Source organism: Sorangium sp. So ce176, assembly GCF_051519835.1.
GTDB lineage: Bacteria > Myxococcota_A > Polyangia > Polyangiales > Polyangiaceae > Sorangium > Sorangium cellulosum_G.
Genome location: NZ_CP150371.1, coordinates 9,816,417 through 9,831,107, shown reverse-complemented (window position 1 = coordinate 9,831,107; position 14,691 = coordinate 9,816,417). Strand labels below are relative to the sequence as shown.

Below are 14,691 nucleotides of genomic sequence, written 5' to 3'. Positions count from 1 at the left end.
TCATGTCTCCCGAGCAGTTCGACATCCTCGTTCTCGGCAGCGGCGCCGGCGGAAAACACGTGGCCTGGGACATGTCCCCGGCCGGGGCGCGTACGGCCGTCGTGGAGCGGGAGCGCCGCATGATCGGCGGCTCGTGCCCCAACACCAACTGTCTCCCGAGCAAGAACGAGATCTGGAGCGCCAAGGTCGCCGACCTGGCGCGGCACGCGGCCGCGTACGGCACGATCACCGGCCCCGTCGCGGTCGACATGGCGCGCGTGCGGCAGCGCAAGCGCACCATGGTCGAGGCGCAGGTCGCCCGTCACCTGGAGAATTTCCGCGCGAGCGGCGCCGACCTGATCATCGGCGCGGGGCGGTTCGTCGCGCCGAAGACCCTCGAGGTGCAATCCGACGGCAAGACACGCGTGCTGAGGGGCGATCGCGTGTTCCTCAACCTGGGGACGCGCGCCACGATCCCGGACGTCCCTGGCCTCTCGTCCGCGGCGCCGCTCACGCACGTCGAGGCGCTGGACCTCGGCAGGCTCCCCGAGCACCTCCTCGTGCTCGGCGGGGGCTACGTGGGCCTCGAGCTCGCGCAGGCGTACCGTCGATTCGGGAGCCGCGTCACCCTCATCAGCCGCGCGCCGCAGCTCGCCCCTCGCGAGGACCCCGACGTCGCGGGGGCGCTCCGCCAGATCCTCGAGGGCGAGGGGATCGAGGTGCGGCTGTCGGCTCATCTGCTGCGGGTGCAGGGCCGGTCCGGCGACCACGTCAGCCTGCGCGCGCGCACGCCGGACGGCGAGCGGACCATCGAGGGGAGCGATCTCCTTGTCGCGGTGGGGCGCACGCCCGACACGGCCGGGATTGGCCTCGAGACAGCCGGGGTCGAGCTCGACGATCGCGGCTACATCAAGGTCAACGATCGGCTGGAGACCACCGCGCCCGGGGTATGGGCGATGGGCGAGTGCGCCGGCAGCCCGCAGTTCACCCACGTCGCCATCGACGACTTCCGCGTCGTCCGCGACAACCAGGCCGGGGGCCACCGGACCACGCGCGACAGGCTGGTCCCCTTCTGCATGTTCACCGACCCGCCGCTCGCGCGTGTCGGCCTGAACGAGCGCGAGGCCGAGAGCGGTGGGGTCGAGGCGCGCATCGCCACGCTGCCGATGAGCAACGTGCTGCGGGCGGCGACGACCGGCGAGACGCAGGGCTTCATGAAGGCCCTCGTCGACGCGCGGAGCGACAGCATCCTCGGCTTCACCATGCTCGGCGCGGAGGCCGGGGAGGTTGTCGCCGTGGTGCAGATCGCGATGCTGGCCGGCATGCCCTACACAGGGCTGCGGGACGCCGTCCTGGCGCACCCGACGATGGCCGAAGGCCTCGGCGCGCTGTTCGCAAAGGTGCCGGCCAGCTCCACGTAGCCGCCGTCCGCGCAGCCCACGCCGGCCACGTCCCCGCGTCCGAGCTGCCCGTGGTTGCCGAGGTCGGCGCGCCGTCGCGCCCGTCCTGCGCGACGACGGTCCAGGGCCGTGCGGCGGACGGGTCGATGTGCATTCCGGCTCGCGAGGACACACCCGAGGGCAGTCGCCTCAACGCTGCTCCTCGATGTGGATTCCCCACATCCCCCTCCCGACGACGGTGGGCCACTCTACTGTGCTCCTCCACAATACCCGTCCTGATCGAGGCCGCCGAGGAGAAATTCACGGCCTCACTCGAGGACGACACGCGCGTTCCGCGCAGCGGTGTGGTCCTCTGAAATGGGGCCGTCGCGCGAGGGGCCTTCGCCGGCGCGATCCGCTCCCGCGACGTCGCCGCTGTCGGGGGCGCCGAGCGCCCGGCGGCCCTCGCCGTGAAGCCCGCACCGACCAGGTGAGAAGGACGAGGAGGACAAGGATGCCCACCATTGCAATCGTCGGCGCCGGCATGGCCGGCCTGCACCTCGCGCTGCACCTCCAGAAGGAGGGACTCGACGTGAGCCTGTACGAGGAGCGCGCGCCGGACGAGATCCGGGCGGGGCGCCTGCCCAGCACCGTCGCGCTCTCCCCGCTGACCCGGGAGCGCCAGCGGGCGCTCGGTCGCCCGAGGCGACGGCCCGCTTCATCGCGAGCCACGCCTGACGCGGGGGACCCCGTCGCTCCACCCCGGCACGTCGCGCGTCGTGCCGGGGAAGAGCACCTCGCCGCCCCGGCGCATCGGGGCCACCTCCGAGGGCGGGTGAGCGCGCGGGCGAAGAGGAGATCGAGCGTATCCTGGAGCGACACAACATCGTTCTGTTCTCGAGTGGAGGCGATCACTCCCTCGAGAAGCTCGCTCTGCTCTGCCCAGGTTGCCATACGCTGATGCATGAGCGAGGCTCTGTTCGACTGGGCCGCCGAACCCTGCTTGAGGGAGGGCTTGCTCCGTGAATCCGACGGCGGTTTGGACGGAACACGCATCTACTCTGGACCGCGGCAGCTTCACCCTCGCCCGCCCGCCCGCCGTCCTCCGTGGTAGGAGATGCTTGTGCCTGCGCGACCCTACCGTGAGCCCTCGCCGGTCGAGCCCGACCCCGTCCCGCAGCAGTCGGAGGCGGCCCGGCTCGGGAGTCTGCGCTCCGTCCACGCGCCCCCGCCGCTGCGCCGGGCCCTCCTCGGCCCGATCCTGATCGCGGCCCTTATCGTCGCTATCGGCGCCGCGGGTGGTGCGTCACGGACCATCCTCGTCGCCCTTGCGGCGGTCACGCTCGCGATCCTCTCCTGGGAGCCGCTGCGCAACCGCGGGTGGTCGGCGGCGCTGCACGCGCAGGGATTGGTCCTGCTGCGACGAGGCACCCGGCGGGTCGTCACGTTCGATGACGTGAACGAGGTGTGGTACGAGATCCGTCCAATTCATAATCAGGCGGGGGCGTACCTCGGCGCCCTCCGCCTTGTTGACTACTCCGGTGAGGAGCACCGCTTGCCCCTCGCGGTCAACGACGGTGGCACGCTCGCCATCAGCGTGTTGCGCGGGTGCTCCGGGCCGCTGCTCGTCGAAGCTCGGCGGGCGCTCGGGGAAGGTGAGGTGCTCACGTTCGGGAAGATCCAGCTCGATAGCGCGGGGGTCACGGTCGGCGGTGCGCGGATGATGTGGGGCGAGATCCGGCTGGCCGTCGTGTCGCACGCGCGCGTGCGCCTCTATCGCCGCTTTCCGATCATGGCCTGGCGCACCATACGCCTCGACCGCATCCCCAACCCCGGAGTATTCGTTGGTCTTGTCGAGCAGTGCGCGGCAAAGACGCGAGTCGACGATCCGCTCCTCGTGCCTTTCACCTCCGGGGACGAGAAGCTGCGCGCCCAGGCCGCACAGGGAGACAACGAGTGGGCGCTGCGGGAGATGCTCGTCGGCGGCCTCTTCTGCGTCGCGGGCATCGCCTTCACCCTGGCGACCTACTCGGCGGTCAGCAACTCGTACATCCTCGCGTGGGGGGCCATCCTCTTCGGAGCGTTCCGCTTCTACAAGGGCCTCGCGTCGCTGCTGCGCGGCCCGCGCCTGTGACGTTCATGTCAGAGCTCGAGCCGTGAGCCGGACCGGAGAGACCGCCGCCCGACCAGCGGCCGCAGGCCCTTTCTTCGGTCCATGGGGCGACCGCCGTTGCCAGCCCATCCCGCTCCCCAGCCGGCCTCGCCAAAGAGGTCAACGGAGAACCAATGCTTCGAAGATCGATGATCTGGATGCTCTGTGCCTTCAACGTCGCATGCGGCGGCTCGCAAGCCAGCCCGAATGCCTCAGGCGCCGCGGAGCACGCCGCGCCGCCCACCACCCCAGCCGCCAGTCGTTTTCGGCTGAAGGTGTCGCTCTTCCCGTGGATCCCTGGCGATACGTCCTACGTCAGGTGGATCGAAGAGGAGTTCGAAAGGTCGAATCCCACGGTTGATCTCGTCGTTCGCGACCCTGCGAAGTCCCATGACTGGAAGCCGAACGAGTACGTCGGCGACCTGTCGTACGAGTGGGAGAAGACTGGCCAGGCGCTGACCGATGCGAGCTCGCCCGACTTCCAGCACCTCGTCGAGGTCGATACGATGATCCTGGGCGAGCTGGTGAAGCGGAAGGCCGTGCTACCGTTCACGATCCCCGACCCCGGGTTCCTCGAGTTCACCCGACGGGCGGTTCAAGTGGATGGCACGACGTATGGCGTGCCTCACTGGACGTGCGGGCACTTCTTCATGAGCAACTTGCCCCAGATCAAGGCGGCCTCGTCTCTCGACCAGCTTCTCAGGACGCTTGCCACTGCCGGGCGAGCGGAAAGCGTCGACGTGGCGGGCGACATGGACGGTAGCTGGGAGTCTGTCATGTTGTACCTCGACGCCTATGTCGATGCGCACCCCACCGCGTCAGCATCGGAGGCGACGACGCACGCCAGGCTCGACAGGGATGTCGAGGCGAATCTGATGAAGGTTGGTCGGGCGTGTACCCACGAGGGAAAGAACCACTGCGCCGATGACGCCGCGGAGGCCTTCGCCGCAGGGCGCGTCGACGCGCTGTTCGGGTACTCGGAGCGGCTGAACGAGGCTGCGCGCAAGGGCACAGACCCTGACAAGGTGACGATCGTGCCGGCGGCGCTTGGCCAGACAGACCGCCTCCTCCTGTTCACCGATGCGCTCGTCCTGTCGCCTCGGTGCAGCGCTGCGGAGTGCAAGGATGCTGCTGCCAGGTTCGCGACCTTCTACACGGACGCGAGGGTCTACGAGACGGTCCTGCTCTCCCGCGATGGGGGCCAGGACGCAAAGCCACGATATCTCCTGCCTGCCACCCGGGCAGCGTTCGAGCGTCCCGATGTCCAGGCTGACCCCATCTACAACCAGCTCCAGGGGTACGTCGGCGGCGCGGACGGTTATCCCAACCAGGGGGTGCCGGCCGCGAAGCAGAGCGGGGTCTTACGTGGGCTCGTGGCGAACGCGCTCGGGATCAAGAGAAATGACTGACATCTTGCTGCGGCAGGCAGGGATGGTTCCATGACGACCTGGATCAGCGGAGTCTGCGAGACGAACGGCATCAGCATCCGCTACCTCCGGACTGGAGGCGCCAGGCCTTTCGTCATTCTGCTCCACGGGTTGATGGGGAGCGGCGCCTGCTGGACTCCCCTGGCGCGGGCGCTCGAAGGTGAGTTCGACGTCGTCATGCCCGCCGCCAGAGGGCACGGCGGCTCGAGCGCGCCGCACCACGGATACAGGTACGACGATCACGCGAGCGACGTCGTGGGCCTCCTCCGCGGCCTGGATCTCTCTCGTCCGGTTCTGCTGGGCCACTCGATGGGCGGCATGACAGCCGCGGTGGTGGCGAGCCGAGGGGCGGTGACAGCAGCCCCGTCGTCACGCTCGAGATGGCAACGGAGCTGCGGCGCCTCAATCCGCGCTTGCGGATCGAGCAGGTGCAGGACGCCGGCCACGGCCTTCCATTTCAACAACCCGAGCGCCTGGGAGAGGTGGTCCTGTCGTTCTTGCGCGAGCTGGCTTGACTGCTGCTGTCACTCCGGCTCGCCCTCGGCGAGCGCGACGGGCTGGGCGTTCCCGGTCAGCGCGCCGCGCCCGTGCCACAGCACCAGCACCGCGTAGAGCGCCGCGAGCACGCGAAAGCCGCTGAGCAGGCCGAAGCGCTGCCCAAGCGAGCCGCCCGCCACCGCGCCGATCAGGCTCCCGGCCGGCCCCGAGAGCGAGAACAGACCGCCCACCCGCCCGCGGCCGAGCTCCGCTGTGAGCGCCGCGAAGCGATTGACGCTCGTGAGGTGCTGCACGCCGAGCCCGAGCCCGAGCAAGACCGCCCCGAGCCACAGCGACGCGACGCCGAGGGGGAACGCGAGCAGGAGCTCGGTCGCGAGCAGCAGCGAAAAGGCGATGGTGTAGCGGGCAGCGTCGCGCAGCGGCGACAGGGCGCCCCCGGCGAGGAGCAAGGTCAGCACGAACACGGCGCCCTGGATGGTCACCAGGCTCGCGGCTTGCGGCACCGAGAGGTGGAACTCGCGTATCCCGATCAGCACCACGAACACGGCGAAGTAGGACATCGCCATCTGACCACACAGCTCGATGAGCATGCTCTGGCGCAGCTCGCGGCGAGACAGGATGATCCCGACCTGTCCACGGAGGCGCTCGACGAGCGGCGTGGCCGAGCGCCCGCGGCCGGGGGGAGCCCCGGAGAGCACGCGATCGCCGACGAAGACGGTCGCCAGCAGCCCGAGTCCGGTCACCACGAAGACGCCTGTGTAGCCGAGCAGGCCGAGGAGCTGCGCGCCGAGCATCGGGCCCACGAAGAACATGCCGAGCGAGTGGGACGCGCGCTGCCAGCCTGCCTTGCGCGGGCCGAGGCGAGGGAGCAGGTGAAGAAACTCGGTCTGGGTCGCGACCATGCGAAACGGGTTGAGCAGCCCGAAGAGGACCACGCCCGCGATGAGCTGCCAGGGCCGATCCATCCGGGTGAAGCCGATCAGGTACAGCGCCGCGCCCGCGAGGCCGCCGAAGCGGAACAGCGGCCGGCTGCCGTGGCGGTCGATCAAGCCTCCGACAGGCATCGAGAGCAGCAGCATGCCGGTGAACTGCAGGCCGCCGACAAGGCCGATCTGCCAGGGGGAGGCGTGGAGCGAGGCGGCGTACAGCGGCAGGACCACCTTGGCCACGCCGTTGCTCGTGCCCGCGAGCAGGCCGAGCACCATGAAGCCGAGAAGATAACGCTGGGGGAGAGGAGGCGAAGAGGTCATCACGCGAACCGAGGCGAGCTGCCGGTCGATCGGCGCGTTCGCCCGCTGTGCCGAGTCGGGGGGTACTGCCGCGCGGGCGCCCTGCAAATCACGCTCCCGAGCCGGAGCAGGCCCACGCCACGGCTGCTCGTCACGCCGCGCCGCGCGCCGCCTGCTGCGCCAGCAGCACACGCGCAGCACGCGCCCGCTGCTGGCGCAGCAAGGGGAATCCAGTATAGCGGATCCGCGTCCTCCGAGAGCGGACGTTCGAGGGCGGGCTCGGGCTGACGGGCATCGGCGAGGTCACGGAGCTCCTGATCTCCGAGGATTCCGGGAGCACGTTTGGCGCGCCCACGATCGTCGAGCGTCCTGCTCGGCGACGAGGGGCGCCCCGACTTCGGGCATGCTCCGTCGGGCGACGTGTACCTCGCCTGGGCGAGGGATACGCACGCCCGTATGTGGAGTCGTGGTAGGCCCTGGCGCCCATGCGAGTAGGGCCGAGAAGGCTCGGGGCTGCCGAGCTTGATTGTTCGGCATCGGAGGCACGGATGCTCGATTCAACGCACCCCATCACCCAGCACGTGTTCCGGGCGTCCGGCCTGATGGACCGTGTCATGAGCCGCGGGCAGAAGATGTCCGTGTCGCCGAGCGCGGTCCGGGCAGAGCTCCTCGCCGAGTGCTTGTCGCTCTTCGCCGAGATGCGGGAGCTGGCTCGCGCCCGGTTCGGCAAGCGAGCAGCGTTCATCCTCGTCGCGGTGGATGAGTACGAGGCGGCCATCTGCGCGCTGAGCGGGCTGGGCGGCGGGCGGATCACCGAGGACCGGCGGGATGGCGAGGGCGCGTGTCCGGCCTGCGGCGCCCCGATCGCCAAGCGCCGCCCGCTCCCGGACTGCAAGGGGTTCGAAGAACACTGGATCATCCTGTGCCGCGAATGCGACAAGCCGTTCATGGAGGCCCACGGGAAGCTCGCCTCCTCGGAAGGCTTCGGCACCTGGGCCATCTGACCCAGGCACGACGGACCAGCCGCTGGAGCCGGCGAGGCCTGCCGCGTGGATGACCGGAGCCGTTGCTTCCGCCGCATCGCACGTCCCCATGCATGCGCCGGAGCGTAGCCCAGAAGCGGCCAGGGACGCCCTCGCCCGAGTCTTCCCGAGCTTCCGCAGATCGGTCCGATGCTCGACCGGTTCATATCCCTGCTGAGATGACGAGCGGGGCCAGGCTCGGCCAACAAGCGGCTGGAGCCGACGAGGCCGCCGCGTGGATGACCGGAGCCTTGCGAGAGGTCCGACGGGCGTGGCACGATGGGACGTCGGTCTCGGCGGGCTTCGCAGCTCACCCGCAAGCCGTTAGCTCCACATGACCATGCTCCCCGAAGAGCTGAACCCACGCCCGGCCTTTGAACGATCGCGCGCAGTGCTACGCAGTGGCGTCCATGCGGTGGATTCGCGGTACGGCGCGCAGGCAAATCGTTCGGCGGCTCTCGACTCGTTCTGATGGATGAATCTACCCCGCGTAGCAGCCTGCTTTCTCCACCCGTGAGCTTCAGGGGTGTGGACTGGAGGAGTGTGCCGGATCAGCCTGGTGCCTACGTCATCTACGACGACGAAGAAGTCATCTACGTGGGGATGGCCGGTCGTGACAGGAGCGGAAGTCTCCGCCGGCGACTTCGTGATCATGCCAGCGGCCAGATTGTGAACATGTTCGCGCAGTACCTGTTTCTGGCTCGTGTGCAGTTCATCTCCGATGAACGCGCTCGCCATCCGCACCAAGCAAAGGCGGCAGTGCGTTCCTACCTGGTCGAACGATGTGCGTTCCGCTTCGCCACCGCCATGGATGGGGCTGACGCCCGGCGATTGGAACAGCAGCTCAAGTCAGAGCTCAAACCGGTTCTGAACCCGTAGGCGGCGGGCCACGCGTCCCGCCGCCGAACAGAGCGTTGCATCCGGCGGCGGGCGCAGGTTACAGTGCATCCACAGGCGTGCGTCGCACGCCCGCCGCGGCTGAGCTTGGCGTTGGCTATCCTCAGGTGCATTCGTGTCGAAGGTCGATCTCAAGAGGGAGCTCAAGCATCTCTACCAGCCATCCGCGAAGGAGGTGGTTCAGGTCGACGTTCCAGCGTTTCAGTTTCTCATGATCGACGGCGAGGGCGACCCCAACACGTCACAGGCGTATGCCGAGGCCGTGGAAGCGCTGTTCTCCGTTGCCTACACGACGAAGTTCATGGTGAAGAAGGGGGCGCAAGGGATCGACTACGCGGTCATGCCGCTCGAAGGCCTCTGGTGGTCGGATGACATGTCCGTCTTCACCTCCAACGACAGGTCGAGGTGGAAATGGACGATGATGATCATGCAGCCTCATTTTGTATCTGAGCGACGTGCGTCGCGCCGACCCGGCGAAGTGGAAAACCATCATCCGTCAACCCATGGCTGGATAGCTGGCGGACCGTTCGAGCCGACGCCCCTACGCGGCACGGCTTGCCTCAGGCGTCATGTCGCAGAAGCACACGTTTTATTACCAACGCTCGCGTTCGAGCGCGAATGACGCGCGAGGCGGAGAGCGCCGCGTCGACGGACGGGTTGTGACCGGCGGGGTCCCGCCAGAGGGCCTTGCCGGCGCCCTCACCGGCTCCGCGTCTTCTCTGCCTTCTGCCGCCGCACCATCTCCGCGATCCAGATCGGCGCGAACGGCGGCGTGCAGCCCGGCGATGCGGGGTAGTCCTTGAGCACCTCGAGCCGCTCGCCGATGGCCGTCGCGCGGGCGCGCAACCCGGGGTTGTGAATGCCGATCTCGGCGAGGCAGTGATTCATCGACCACTGCTTCGGGCCGGGCGCGGTCTTCATCTCCGCCTCGATCTGGTCGAGCAGCGCTGGGAGATCGAGGCCGGCAGGGCTCTTCACGACGCGGTCCGTCGTCAGGCTCCAGCCAGCGCGCCCGACAAGCGCGCTCGCGGAGTCCTTCCAGCGGACCCGCAGCGCCTCGACATGGCCCGACGCCCGCACCACGTTGACGATGAACCAGTCGAGCAGCTTGGGGTAGCCGATCTCCTGGACCATCGCGTCCAGCTCGTCCGCCGAGAAGGCCTTGGGCTTGAACACGAGCGTCGCCAGGAGGCGTGCGTCGGGGTCCCCTGTGCGCCACAGCGCGCCGGCCAGGGCGTTGTCAGCCTTCAGCTTCTTCGCGAGCGCGCGGAGCTGGGTGAGGTTCACGCCGTGGGCGTCTCCGGCGCGGGCGTTGACCTCGCGCATCCTCTCGTTGCCCAGCGCGGCGAGATCCCGCAGGACGTCGGTGAGGTCCATGGGCTGGAGCTATCCGCATCCGCGGGCGTCGTCCAGCGGCGCGGCAGTCCGCGCCGACCACGAGGCGCGTCGGCGTGCCGGCCCATGCGAGGCCATCGAGCCGGCAGCAGGGGCCTTCGTCGGGGAGGATGATGAAGCGTGGAAGGGGCGCGCCCTCTGCACGGCGCGGAGGTCGCCTCCTTCAAGGCCGCATGTGGAGCTCGCGAGCGGCGCCCAGCGCGATCAGGATCATCGACATGCCGCCGGTCACGAGGCTGAGCCCGACGAGCACGCCGAGCACCTTCACGGCGGCGGCGACGCCGCCCGTGACGATCAGGATCCCGAGCGCCAGCGTCAGGATGCCGTCGATCACGAGCCATCCCGAGCCCGGCAGCCCGCGGTGCTGAGAGGCGCGGACGAGCTTGAGGGCGCCCTCGGCGGCGAAGTACGCCGTGGCGATCACCACCAGCGCGAGCTTGCCTGTCGTCGGGAAGACCACGAGAAGAAGCCCGAACGCCACCTGCACGAGGGCGCTCACGAGCTCCCAGCCGGCACCGGCCCAGCCGCGGCTCTGGATGGCGTGCCACCCCTCGGCCACGCCGGCGAGCACGATCAACCAGCCGAGGACGATGGCGGTGACCCGGGAGGCGGCGAAGGGCAGGACGATCGCGAGCACCCCGAGCACGATCGAGACAACGCCGATCGCGAGGAACCGACCGCGCTTGTCCCGCACGGTGTCGATGTCGACCGGCGTGAAGCGCAGAGGCTTCGGGGACTCTTCGAGCGGATCGACCATGGACACCCCTCCGGTTCGTGGAGCACGCGTGTCCCGCCGATCACCCGCCGCGCGTGGACGAGCTGCCGGGACCACGTCCGCTTTCAGGCATCGTCCGTACCAGCGCGCCGGCGGGAACATCGTGCCTGGCGCGCGTGGGAGGCGTCACGGCCGAGGGCGGCCAGCAGCGCACCCGCTGATCAGCGGGCGGTCGCCTTGGCGGCCCTGGCGCTCGGAGCGGCCGCCTGCTGGACCGCGCGTCGCCGGAGCTTCGCGTCCTGCTTCGCGCGATTGGCGCTCTTGCGCGTCGACTTGCGCGACGGGCGGTCCTGCGCCGAGTCCTCCAGCGCCGCCGTGGCCTTCCGTGCCCTCCGCATCGTGTTGCGCCGCGCCGTCGAGCCGCCGCCCGCCTTCCTGTCGGTCGCGCTCCGCCCCGGAGCTGCGGTGTCGACCGGTACGTCACGCCGCGACTTCTCGGGCCGCTCCAGCGCGCTCTCGAGGTTCTCCTCGCTGCGCCCCACGCGCCGCCCGATGAGGCTGCCCTCGGGCGATGGATGCTCGAGCCGCGCCGGAGCCGCCGCGCCGCGCTTCCCCGCGCGCGCCGTGGGCTCCGGCGCGCGCGCCTGCGCCCGAGGCGCGCCGCGCGGCGCGCGAGGTGCGCCGCGCGGCGCCCGCGCGAGGGCGCTCTGCACCGCCCGCACGATCCCCGGGACGGCTCTGTCGATCGTCTCGCGCGGCTCTCGACCTCGCGTCTGGTAGACGACGCTGGGGCGCCCGCTCAGGACGACCTTCACGTCGCACGCGACGTCGACGCCGCCGCGTGGCCCGTTCACGTCCGTGAAGCGCACCGTGAGCCGCTCGATGCGGGGCGCGAACCGCCCGAGCTTCGCCGCGAGGGTCTGGCGCACGTGCGCCCTCGTGGCCACGTCGACCCCGACGCCGAAGGTCCGCACCGCCAGCGGAGTCCGCTCCGTCGGTGTGCGCCCGGCGCGCGCCCGGACCGGTCGTGGCACGGTGGAGGGGAACTGCGGACGTCGTCCGGTGGATGGCTGCCCCATGGGCGCTACATCGAGACCGGCCCCCCATCGTCAAGCGCCGCGGCCCCCGGCCAGGTCGCGCCCCTGCGCCTCGCCGAGGTCTCGGCGAGGCCGCCGGCCGGCCGCGGCACCTCAGGTCACTTCGGGTTCGCCCGCCCGATCGCGATGACGTTCTGCTGCGCCGCCGGCTTGCCGCCCTCGTGCGGGGTCACGCCGACGCGCGGGTGCGCCTTGAGGAGCGTCACCGTGAGCGTGATCCCCCAGCCGTCGTTCGTCTTGAGCTCCGCGTGGCCGTGGCTGTCCTCCACGGCCAGGATCAGCCGGCCGAGCGGCTCGAGCCCGGCCGGGGCCGCGCCGGGCGCGGTCAGCACGCGCCGGAGCGCCGACTCCGGCAGCCCCAGCCCGAAGCCGACGTCGAGGATCGAGAGCTGCACGCCGTGCGTCGCCTCGCGCACCGACACAACCGGGCCGTGGCCCGGCAGCCCGCGGCTCGCGACGTCGGTCAGGAACGCCTCCAGCACCTGCGCGAGCTCGCCGCGGTGCCCGAGCGCGTGCGTCGCGCCGCGGATCGGCTCGAGCCGCACCGCGCGGCCGGTCGCGCGCGCGGCGCTCGCGACGGCGTCGGCAACGACGTCGCCGAGCTGGAAGGCGCAGAGCGGATCTGTCGCGTCCCGCGCGGCGAGCGGCCGCACGTTGCCCGACACGGGCGCCGGCTGCTTCACCGGGATGAGCGCGGCGACGTAGCCCGCGATCCACGACGAGCCGTCGGACTCGCGGCGCAGCGGGCGCACCGACAGCACCGCGGGCTCGGGCGCGCTGACGCTGAGCTCGATGCCGTCGTCGCTGGCCATCACGCTGGAGAGCGACACAGCGGCGCTGCCCGCGGACGTGGCGCCGAGCACGTCGCCGAGCGTGAGCGAGCCGGGCGGGAGCGCCGAGCTCGCGCTCTCGGCCGGGACCGTGACGTCGCGCGCGCGCAGCCACCGCGCGAACTCCGGCGCGACGAAGCGGACGTCGCCGAACGCGTCCGCGTAGAGGAGCCCGACCGGCGCGTTGCGCAGCATCGACCCGAAGAGCTGGAGGTCGTCGAGCGCGACGCGCGCGCCCTCGACGAGGTCGTCCGTCGGCGTGTGCCCGGCGCGCGACTCGCCGCCGGTCGCCTCCGCGGTGCGCGCGAGGCGCTTTCTGCGCAGGAGCAGCGCGAGCTCGCGGCCGACGTGCTCAGCCCGCTCCGGCTCGCGCGAGTACGTCGCCTCCGCGACAGGGCCGCAGAAGAACACGTAGCCCTCGATCTCGCCGAACGCGATGAGCGGGACCACGACCGCCGGCATGTCCTGCTTGGTGAGGAACCGGCGCGCCAGGCGGATCGCCGGCACGCCCTGCTCGCTGCTGTACGGCGGGCGGCGGACGTCGTGGCGCCGCTCGGCGACGAGGCTCTCGCCGCCGCGCTGGTCGTTCCAGAACCTGAGGTGCCAGCTCCCCGCGGGCAGCTCCGCGACGAGCACGAGATCGGCCGGGTGCGCCTGCTCGGCGAGGCGGGCCACGCGCGGCCAGAACTCCTCGTCCGGCAGCGTGTGCACCCCCTGCATGCGGAACAGCGCGGCGCGCTGGATGAGCTCCGCGGCGCGATCCACGGCGCGCTGGACGCCGATGCCGCGGAGGATCATCACGCCGGCGAACGCGACGGCGAGGCCGAACAGGGTGCTCGGCAGCGGCAGGAGGCTCGCCTCCGCGCGCGCGGCGAGCGCGCTCTGGCCCGCGGCGAGCGCGAACGTGGCGAGGAAGACCGCGGCGGTGGCGACCAGGCTGCCGTGACGGCGGCGCGCGAACCACACGAACCCGCCCGCGAGCAGGACGAACAGCGCCGGCGCCCAGGCCGGGGCCGAGGCGCGCCGCCCGCCGTCGAGCAGCCCGCCGAGCACCGCGGCGACGCCCTTCGCCGGCGGCAGCGCCGACGTCGCGACGGCCTGGGGCGGGACGCCGCCCGAGCCCACCCCGACGACCGCGACGCGGCCCGCGAGCGCGCTCGCGGGGACCTCTCCCTCGGCGAGGGCGCTCAGGCTGACCGCGGGCACGCTCTGCGGCGCCTTCTTGAGGACCCACGGCGCCGCCGAGACGCCGAGCGCGGCGAGCTCGGCCGCGCGCTCCTCGCCGGCCAGCGGCGAGAAGCCGACGACCTCGCCCGCGCTCAGGCGCAGCAGCCCGGGCGGCATGCGGACGACGGGCGCGGCGCGGTCACCGTCGAGCGCGCCGCGCGCGCCCTCTACCGCGCCGCCGGCGCAGAACGCGTCCGCCGGCGGGATCAGCAGCGCGCCGCGCGCGCGGCCCCGCTCGAGCAGGCCGGGGAGCGCGCGCTCGCAGAGCCCGTCGCGCAGCGCCTCGGGCGAGGCGGTGACGAGCAGCACCTGCCCGGACGGCGCGGCGTCGGCGAGCGACGACGCGGTGAGGCCGCGCGCGACGTAGTCGAACCGCTCGAGCGGCGCGACGGCGGCGAGCAGCGCGCCCGCGGCGATCGCGATCGCGTCGGGCCTGAGCCACCCGAAGCGCGCCGCCTCGGCGGGCGAGGTCATCGGTCGCGGGATGCGAAAGGGCTTGGGGATCCGCGGACGGTAAGTCTTCGCCATAATCGCTGAAGAACGCAGCGCACCAGGGGTCGCGAAACGCCCAGGGAGACCGAGCGTCGCATCGAGGTCGCTCCAATACAATTGTCTACCGGCGTGCGCCGCGCCAAAAACATGTGTCTTCGAAGAAGAAGGACGCGCCCTACAGCCGCTCGCTCAGCGCTGCCGCCCGCGTTCATCTCGTCCCGCGCGGGGCCGCCGGCGCGGGGCGAGCGGCCTCGCCGCGGCGCAGCAGCGGATTCTGTTCGAGACGAGGTGCGACGTGGTGCTCCGCACGCCCCTCGGAGGCACGTTGTGTTGCGGGCGGCGTGCGTGTCAT

Annotated in this window: 13 protein-coding genes and 1 pseudogene; 9 read left to right on the top strand and 5 right to left on the bottom strand. The window is 71.1% G+C overall.

All coding sequences use genetic code 11. The features are described 5' to 3' along the window. The first annotated feature begins 2 nt into the window (after nt 1-2). From WMF42_RS37145 to WMF42_RS37120, 6 genes and pseudogenes are all read left to right on the top strand, one after another. On the top strand, nt 3-1,400 hold the full coding sequence (locus WMF42_RS37145) for a mercuric reductase (protein WP_437687872.1): 1,398 nt from the start codon (nt 3-5) through the stop codon (nt 1,398-1,400). A gap of 184 nt (nt 1,401-1,584) precedes the next feature. Then, nucleotides 1,585-2,319, top strand: coding sequence for an NAD(P)-binding protein (locus tag WMF42_RS37140; RefSeq protein ID WP_437687870.1), 735 nt, complete (start codon nt 1,585-1,587; stop codon nt 2,317-2,319). Nucleotides 2,320-2,481: 162 nt separating this feature from the next. Further along, nucleotides 2,482-3,492 (top strand): DUF6585 family protein, encoded by a 1,011-nt coding sequence (locus WMF42_RS37135; protein WP_437687868.1) that lies wholly within the window; start codon nt 2,482-2,484, stop codon nt 3,490-3,492. 167 nt (nt 3,493-3,659) lie between these two features. Continuing rightward, a complete protein-coding gene (locus WMF42_RS37130; RefSeq protein WP_437687867.1) occupies nt 3,660-4,919 on the top strand; it encodes an extracellular solute-binding protein in 1,260 nt (419 codons plus the stop codon). A 30-nt stretch (nt 4,920-4,949) separates the two neighbouring features. Continuing rightward, a pseudogene (locus tag WMF42_RS37125) lies at nt 4,950-5,303 on the top strand (alpha/beta fold hydrolase); the annotation flags it as partial. A 14-nt stretch (nt 5,304-5,317) separates the two neighbouring features. Next, the gene (locus WMF42_RS37120) at nt 5,318-5,452 is read left to right on the top strand and encodes an alpha/beta fold hydrolase (protein ID WP_437694474.1); all 135 of its coding nucleotides are present in this window, start codon (nt 5,318-5,320) and stop codon (nt 5,450-5,452) included. Nucleotides 5,453-5,461: 9 nt separating this feature from the next. On the opposite strand, the gene WMF42_RS37115 is transcribed toward WMF42_RS37120, so the two are convergent. After that, nucleotides 5,462-6,685, bottom strand: coding sequence for an MFS transporter (locus WMF42_RS37115; protein ID WP_437687865.1), 1,224 nt, complete (start codon nt 6,683-6,685; stop codon nt 5,462-5,464). A 527-nt stretch (nt 6,686-7,212) separates the two neighbouring features. On the opposite strand from WMF42_RS37115, the gene WMF42_RS37110 reads away from it, so the two are divergent. The 3 genes from WMF42_RS37110 to WMF42_RS37100 all read left to right on the top strand — a co-directional run bounded on the left by WMF42_RS37110 (nt 7,213) and on the right by WMF42_RS37100 (nt 9,205). Further along, entirely contained in the window at nt 7,213-7,668 is a 456-nt protein-coding gene (locus WMF42_RS37110) for a hypothetical protein (protein WP_437687863.1), read from the top strand. Between the two features lie 489 nt (nt 7,669-8,157). Next, nucleotides 8,158-8,565 carry a GIY-YIG nuclease family protein gene (locus WMF42_RS37105; RefSeq protein WP_437687861.1) on the top strand — a complete coding sequence of 136 codons (408 nt, stop codon included), beginning with the start codon at nt 8,158-8,160 and terminating at the stop codon, nt 8,563-8,565. Nucleotides 8,566-8,698: 133 nt separating this feature from the next. Further along, nucleotides 8,699-9,205 (top strand): GyrI-like domain-containing protein, encoded by a 507-nt coding sequence (locus WMF42_RS37100; RefSeq protein WP_437687859.1) that lies wholly within the window; start codon nt 8,699-8,701, stop codon nt 9,203-9,205. Between the two features lie 77 nt (nt 9,206-9,282). Here WMF42_RS37100 and WMF42_RS37095 read toward each other — a convergent pair whose 3' ends face one another. The 4 genes from WMF42_RS37095 to WMF42_RS37080 all read right to left on the bottom strand — a co-directional run bounded on the left by WMF42_RS37095 (nt 9,283) and on the right by WMF42_RS37080 (nt 14,321). Beyond that, complete coding sequence (locus tag WMF42_RS37095; RefSeq protein ID WP_437687857.1) at nt 9,283-9,960, bottom strand: DNA alkylation repair protein; 678 nt, start codon at nt 9,958-9,960, stop codon at nt 9,283-9,285. A 181-nt stretch (nt 9,961-10,141) separates the two neighbouring features. Beyond that, nucleotides 10,142-10,735: an HdeD family acid-resistance protein gene (locus WMF42_RS37090; protein ID WP_061612039.1), complete on the bottom strand. Its 594-nt coding sequence runs from the start codon at nt 10,733-10,735 to the stop codon at nt 10,142-10,144. Nucleotides 10,736-10,914: 179 nt separating this feature from the next. Beyond that, nucleotides 10,915-11,727: a hypothetical protein gene (locus WMF42_RS37085; RefSeq protein ID WP_437687855.1), complete on the bottom strand. Its 813-nt coding sequence runs from the start codon at nt 11,725-11,727 to the stop codon at nt 10,915-10,917. 161 nt (nt 11,728-11,888) lie between these two features. Then, nucleotides 11,889-14,321, bottom strand: coding sequence for a hypothetical protein (locus WMF42_RS37080; RefSeq protein ID WP_437687853.1), 2,433 nt, complete (start codon nt 14,319-14,321; stop codon nt 11,889-11,891). Nucleotides 14,322-14,691 lie beyond the last annotated feature (370 nt).

Coding starts and splice junctions, on each gene's coding strand:
- WMF42_RS37145 (WP_437687872.1), top strand. CDS start 3: ATGTCTCCCGAGCAGTTCGACATCCTCGTTCTCGGCAGCGGCGCCGGC.
- WMF42_RS37140 (WP_437687870.1), top strand. CDS start 1,585: ATGTGGATTCCCCACATCCCCCTCCCGACGACGGTGGGCCACTCTACT.
- WMF42_RS37130 (WP_437687867.1), top strand. CDS start 3,660: ATGATCTGGATGCTCTGTGCCTTCAACGTCGCATGCGGCGGCTCGCAA.
- WMF42_RS37120 (WP_437694474.1), top strand. CDS start 5,318: ATGGCAACGGAGCTGCGGCGCCTCAATCCGCGCTTGCGGATCGAGCAG.
- WMF42_RS37115 (WP_437687865.1), bottom strand. CDS start 6,685: ATGACCTCTTCGCCTCCTCTCCCCCAGCGTTATCTTCTCGGCTTCATG.
- WMF42_RS37110 (WP_437687863.1), top strand. CDS start 7,213: ATGCTCGATTCAACGCACCCCATCACCCAGCACGTGTTCCGGGCGTCC.
- WMF42_RS37105 (WP_437687861.1), top strand. CDS start 8,158: ATGGATGAATCTACCCCGCGTAGCAGCCTGCTTTCTCCACCCGTGAGC.
- WMF42_RS37095 (WP_437687857.1), bottom strand. CDS start 9,960: ATGGACCTCACCGACGTCCTGCGGGATCTCGCCGCGCTGGGCAACGAG.
- WMF42_RS37090 (WP_061612039.1), bottom strand. CDS start 10,735: ATGGTCGATCCGCTCGAAGAGTCCCCGAAGCCTCTGCGCTTCACGCCG.
- WMF42_RS37080 (WP_437687853.1), bottom strand. CDS start 14,321: ATGACCTCGCCCGCCGAGGCGGCGCGCTTCGGGTGGCTCAGGCCCGAC.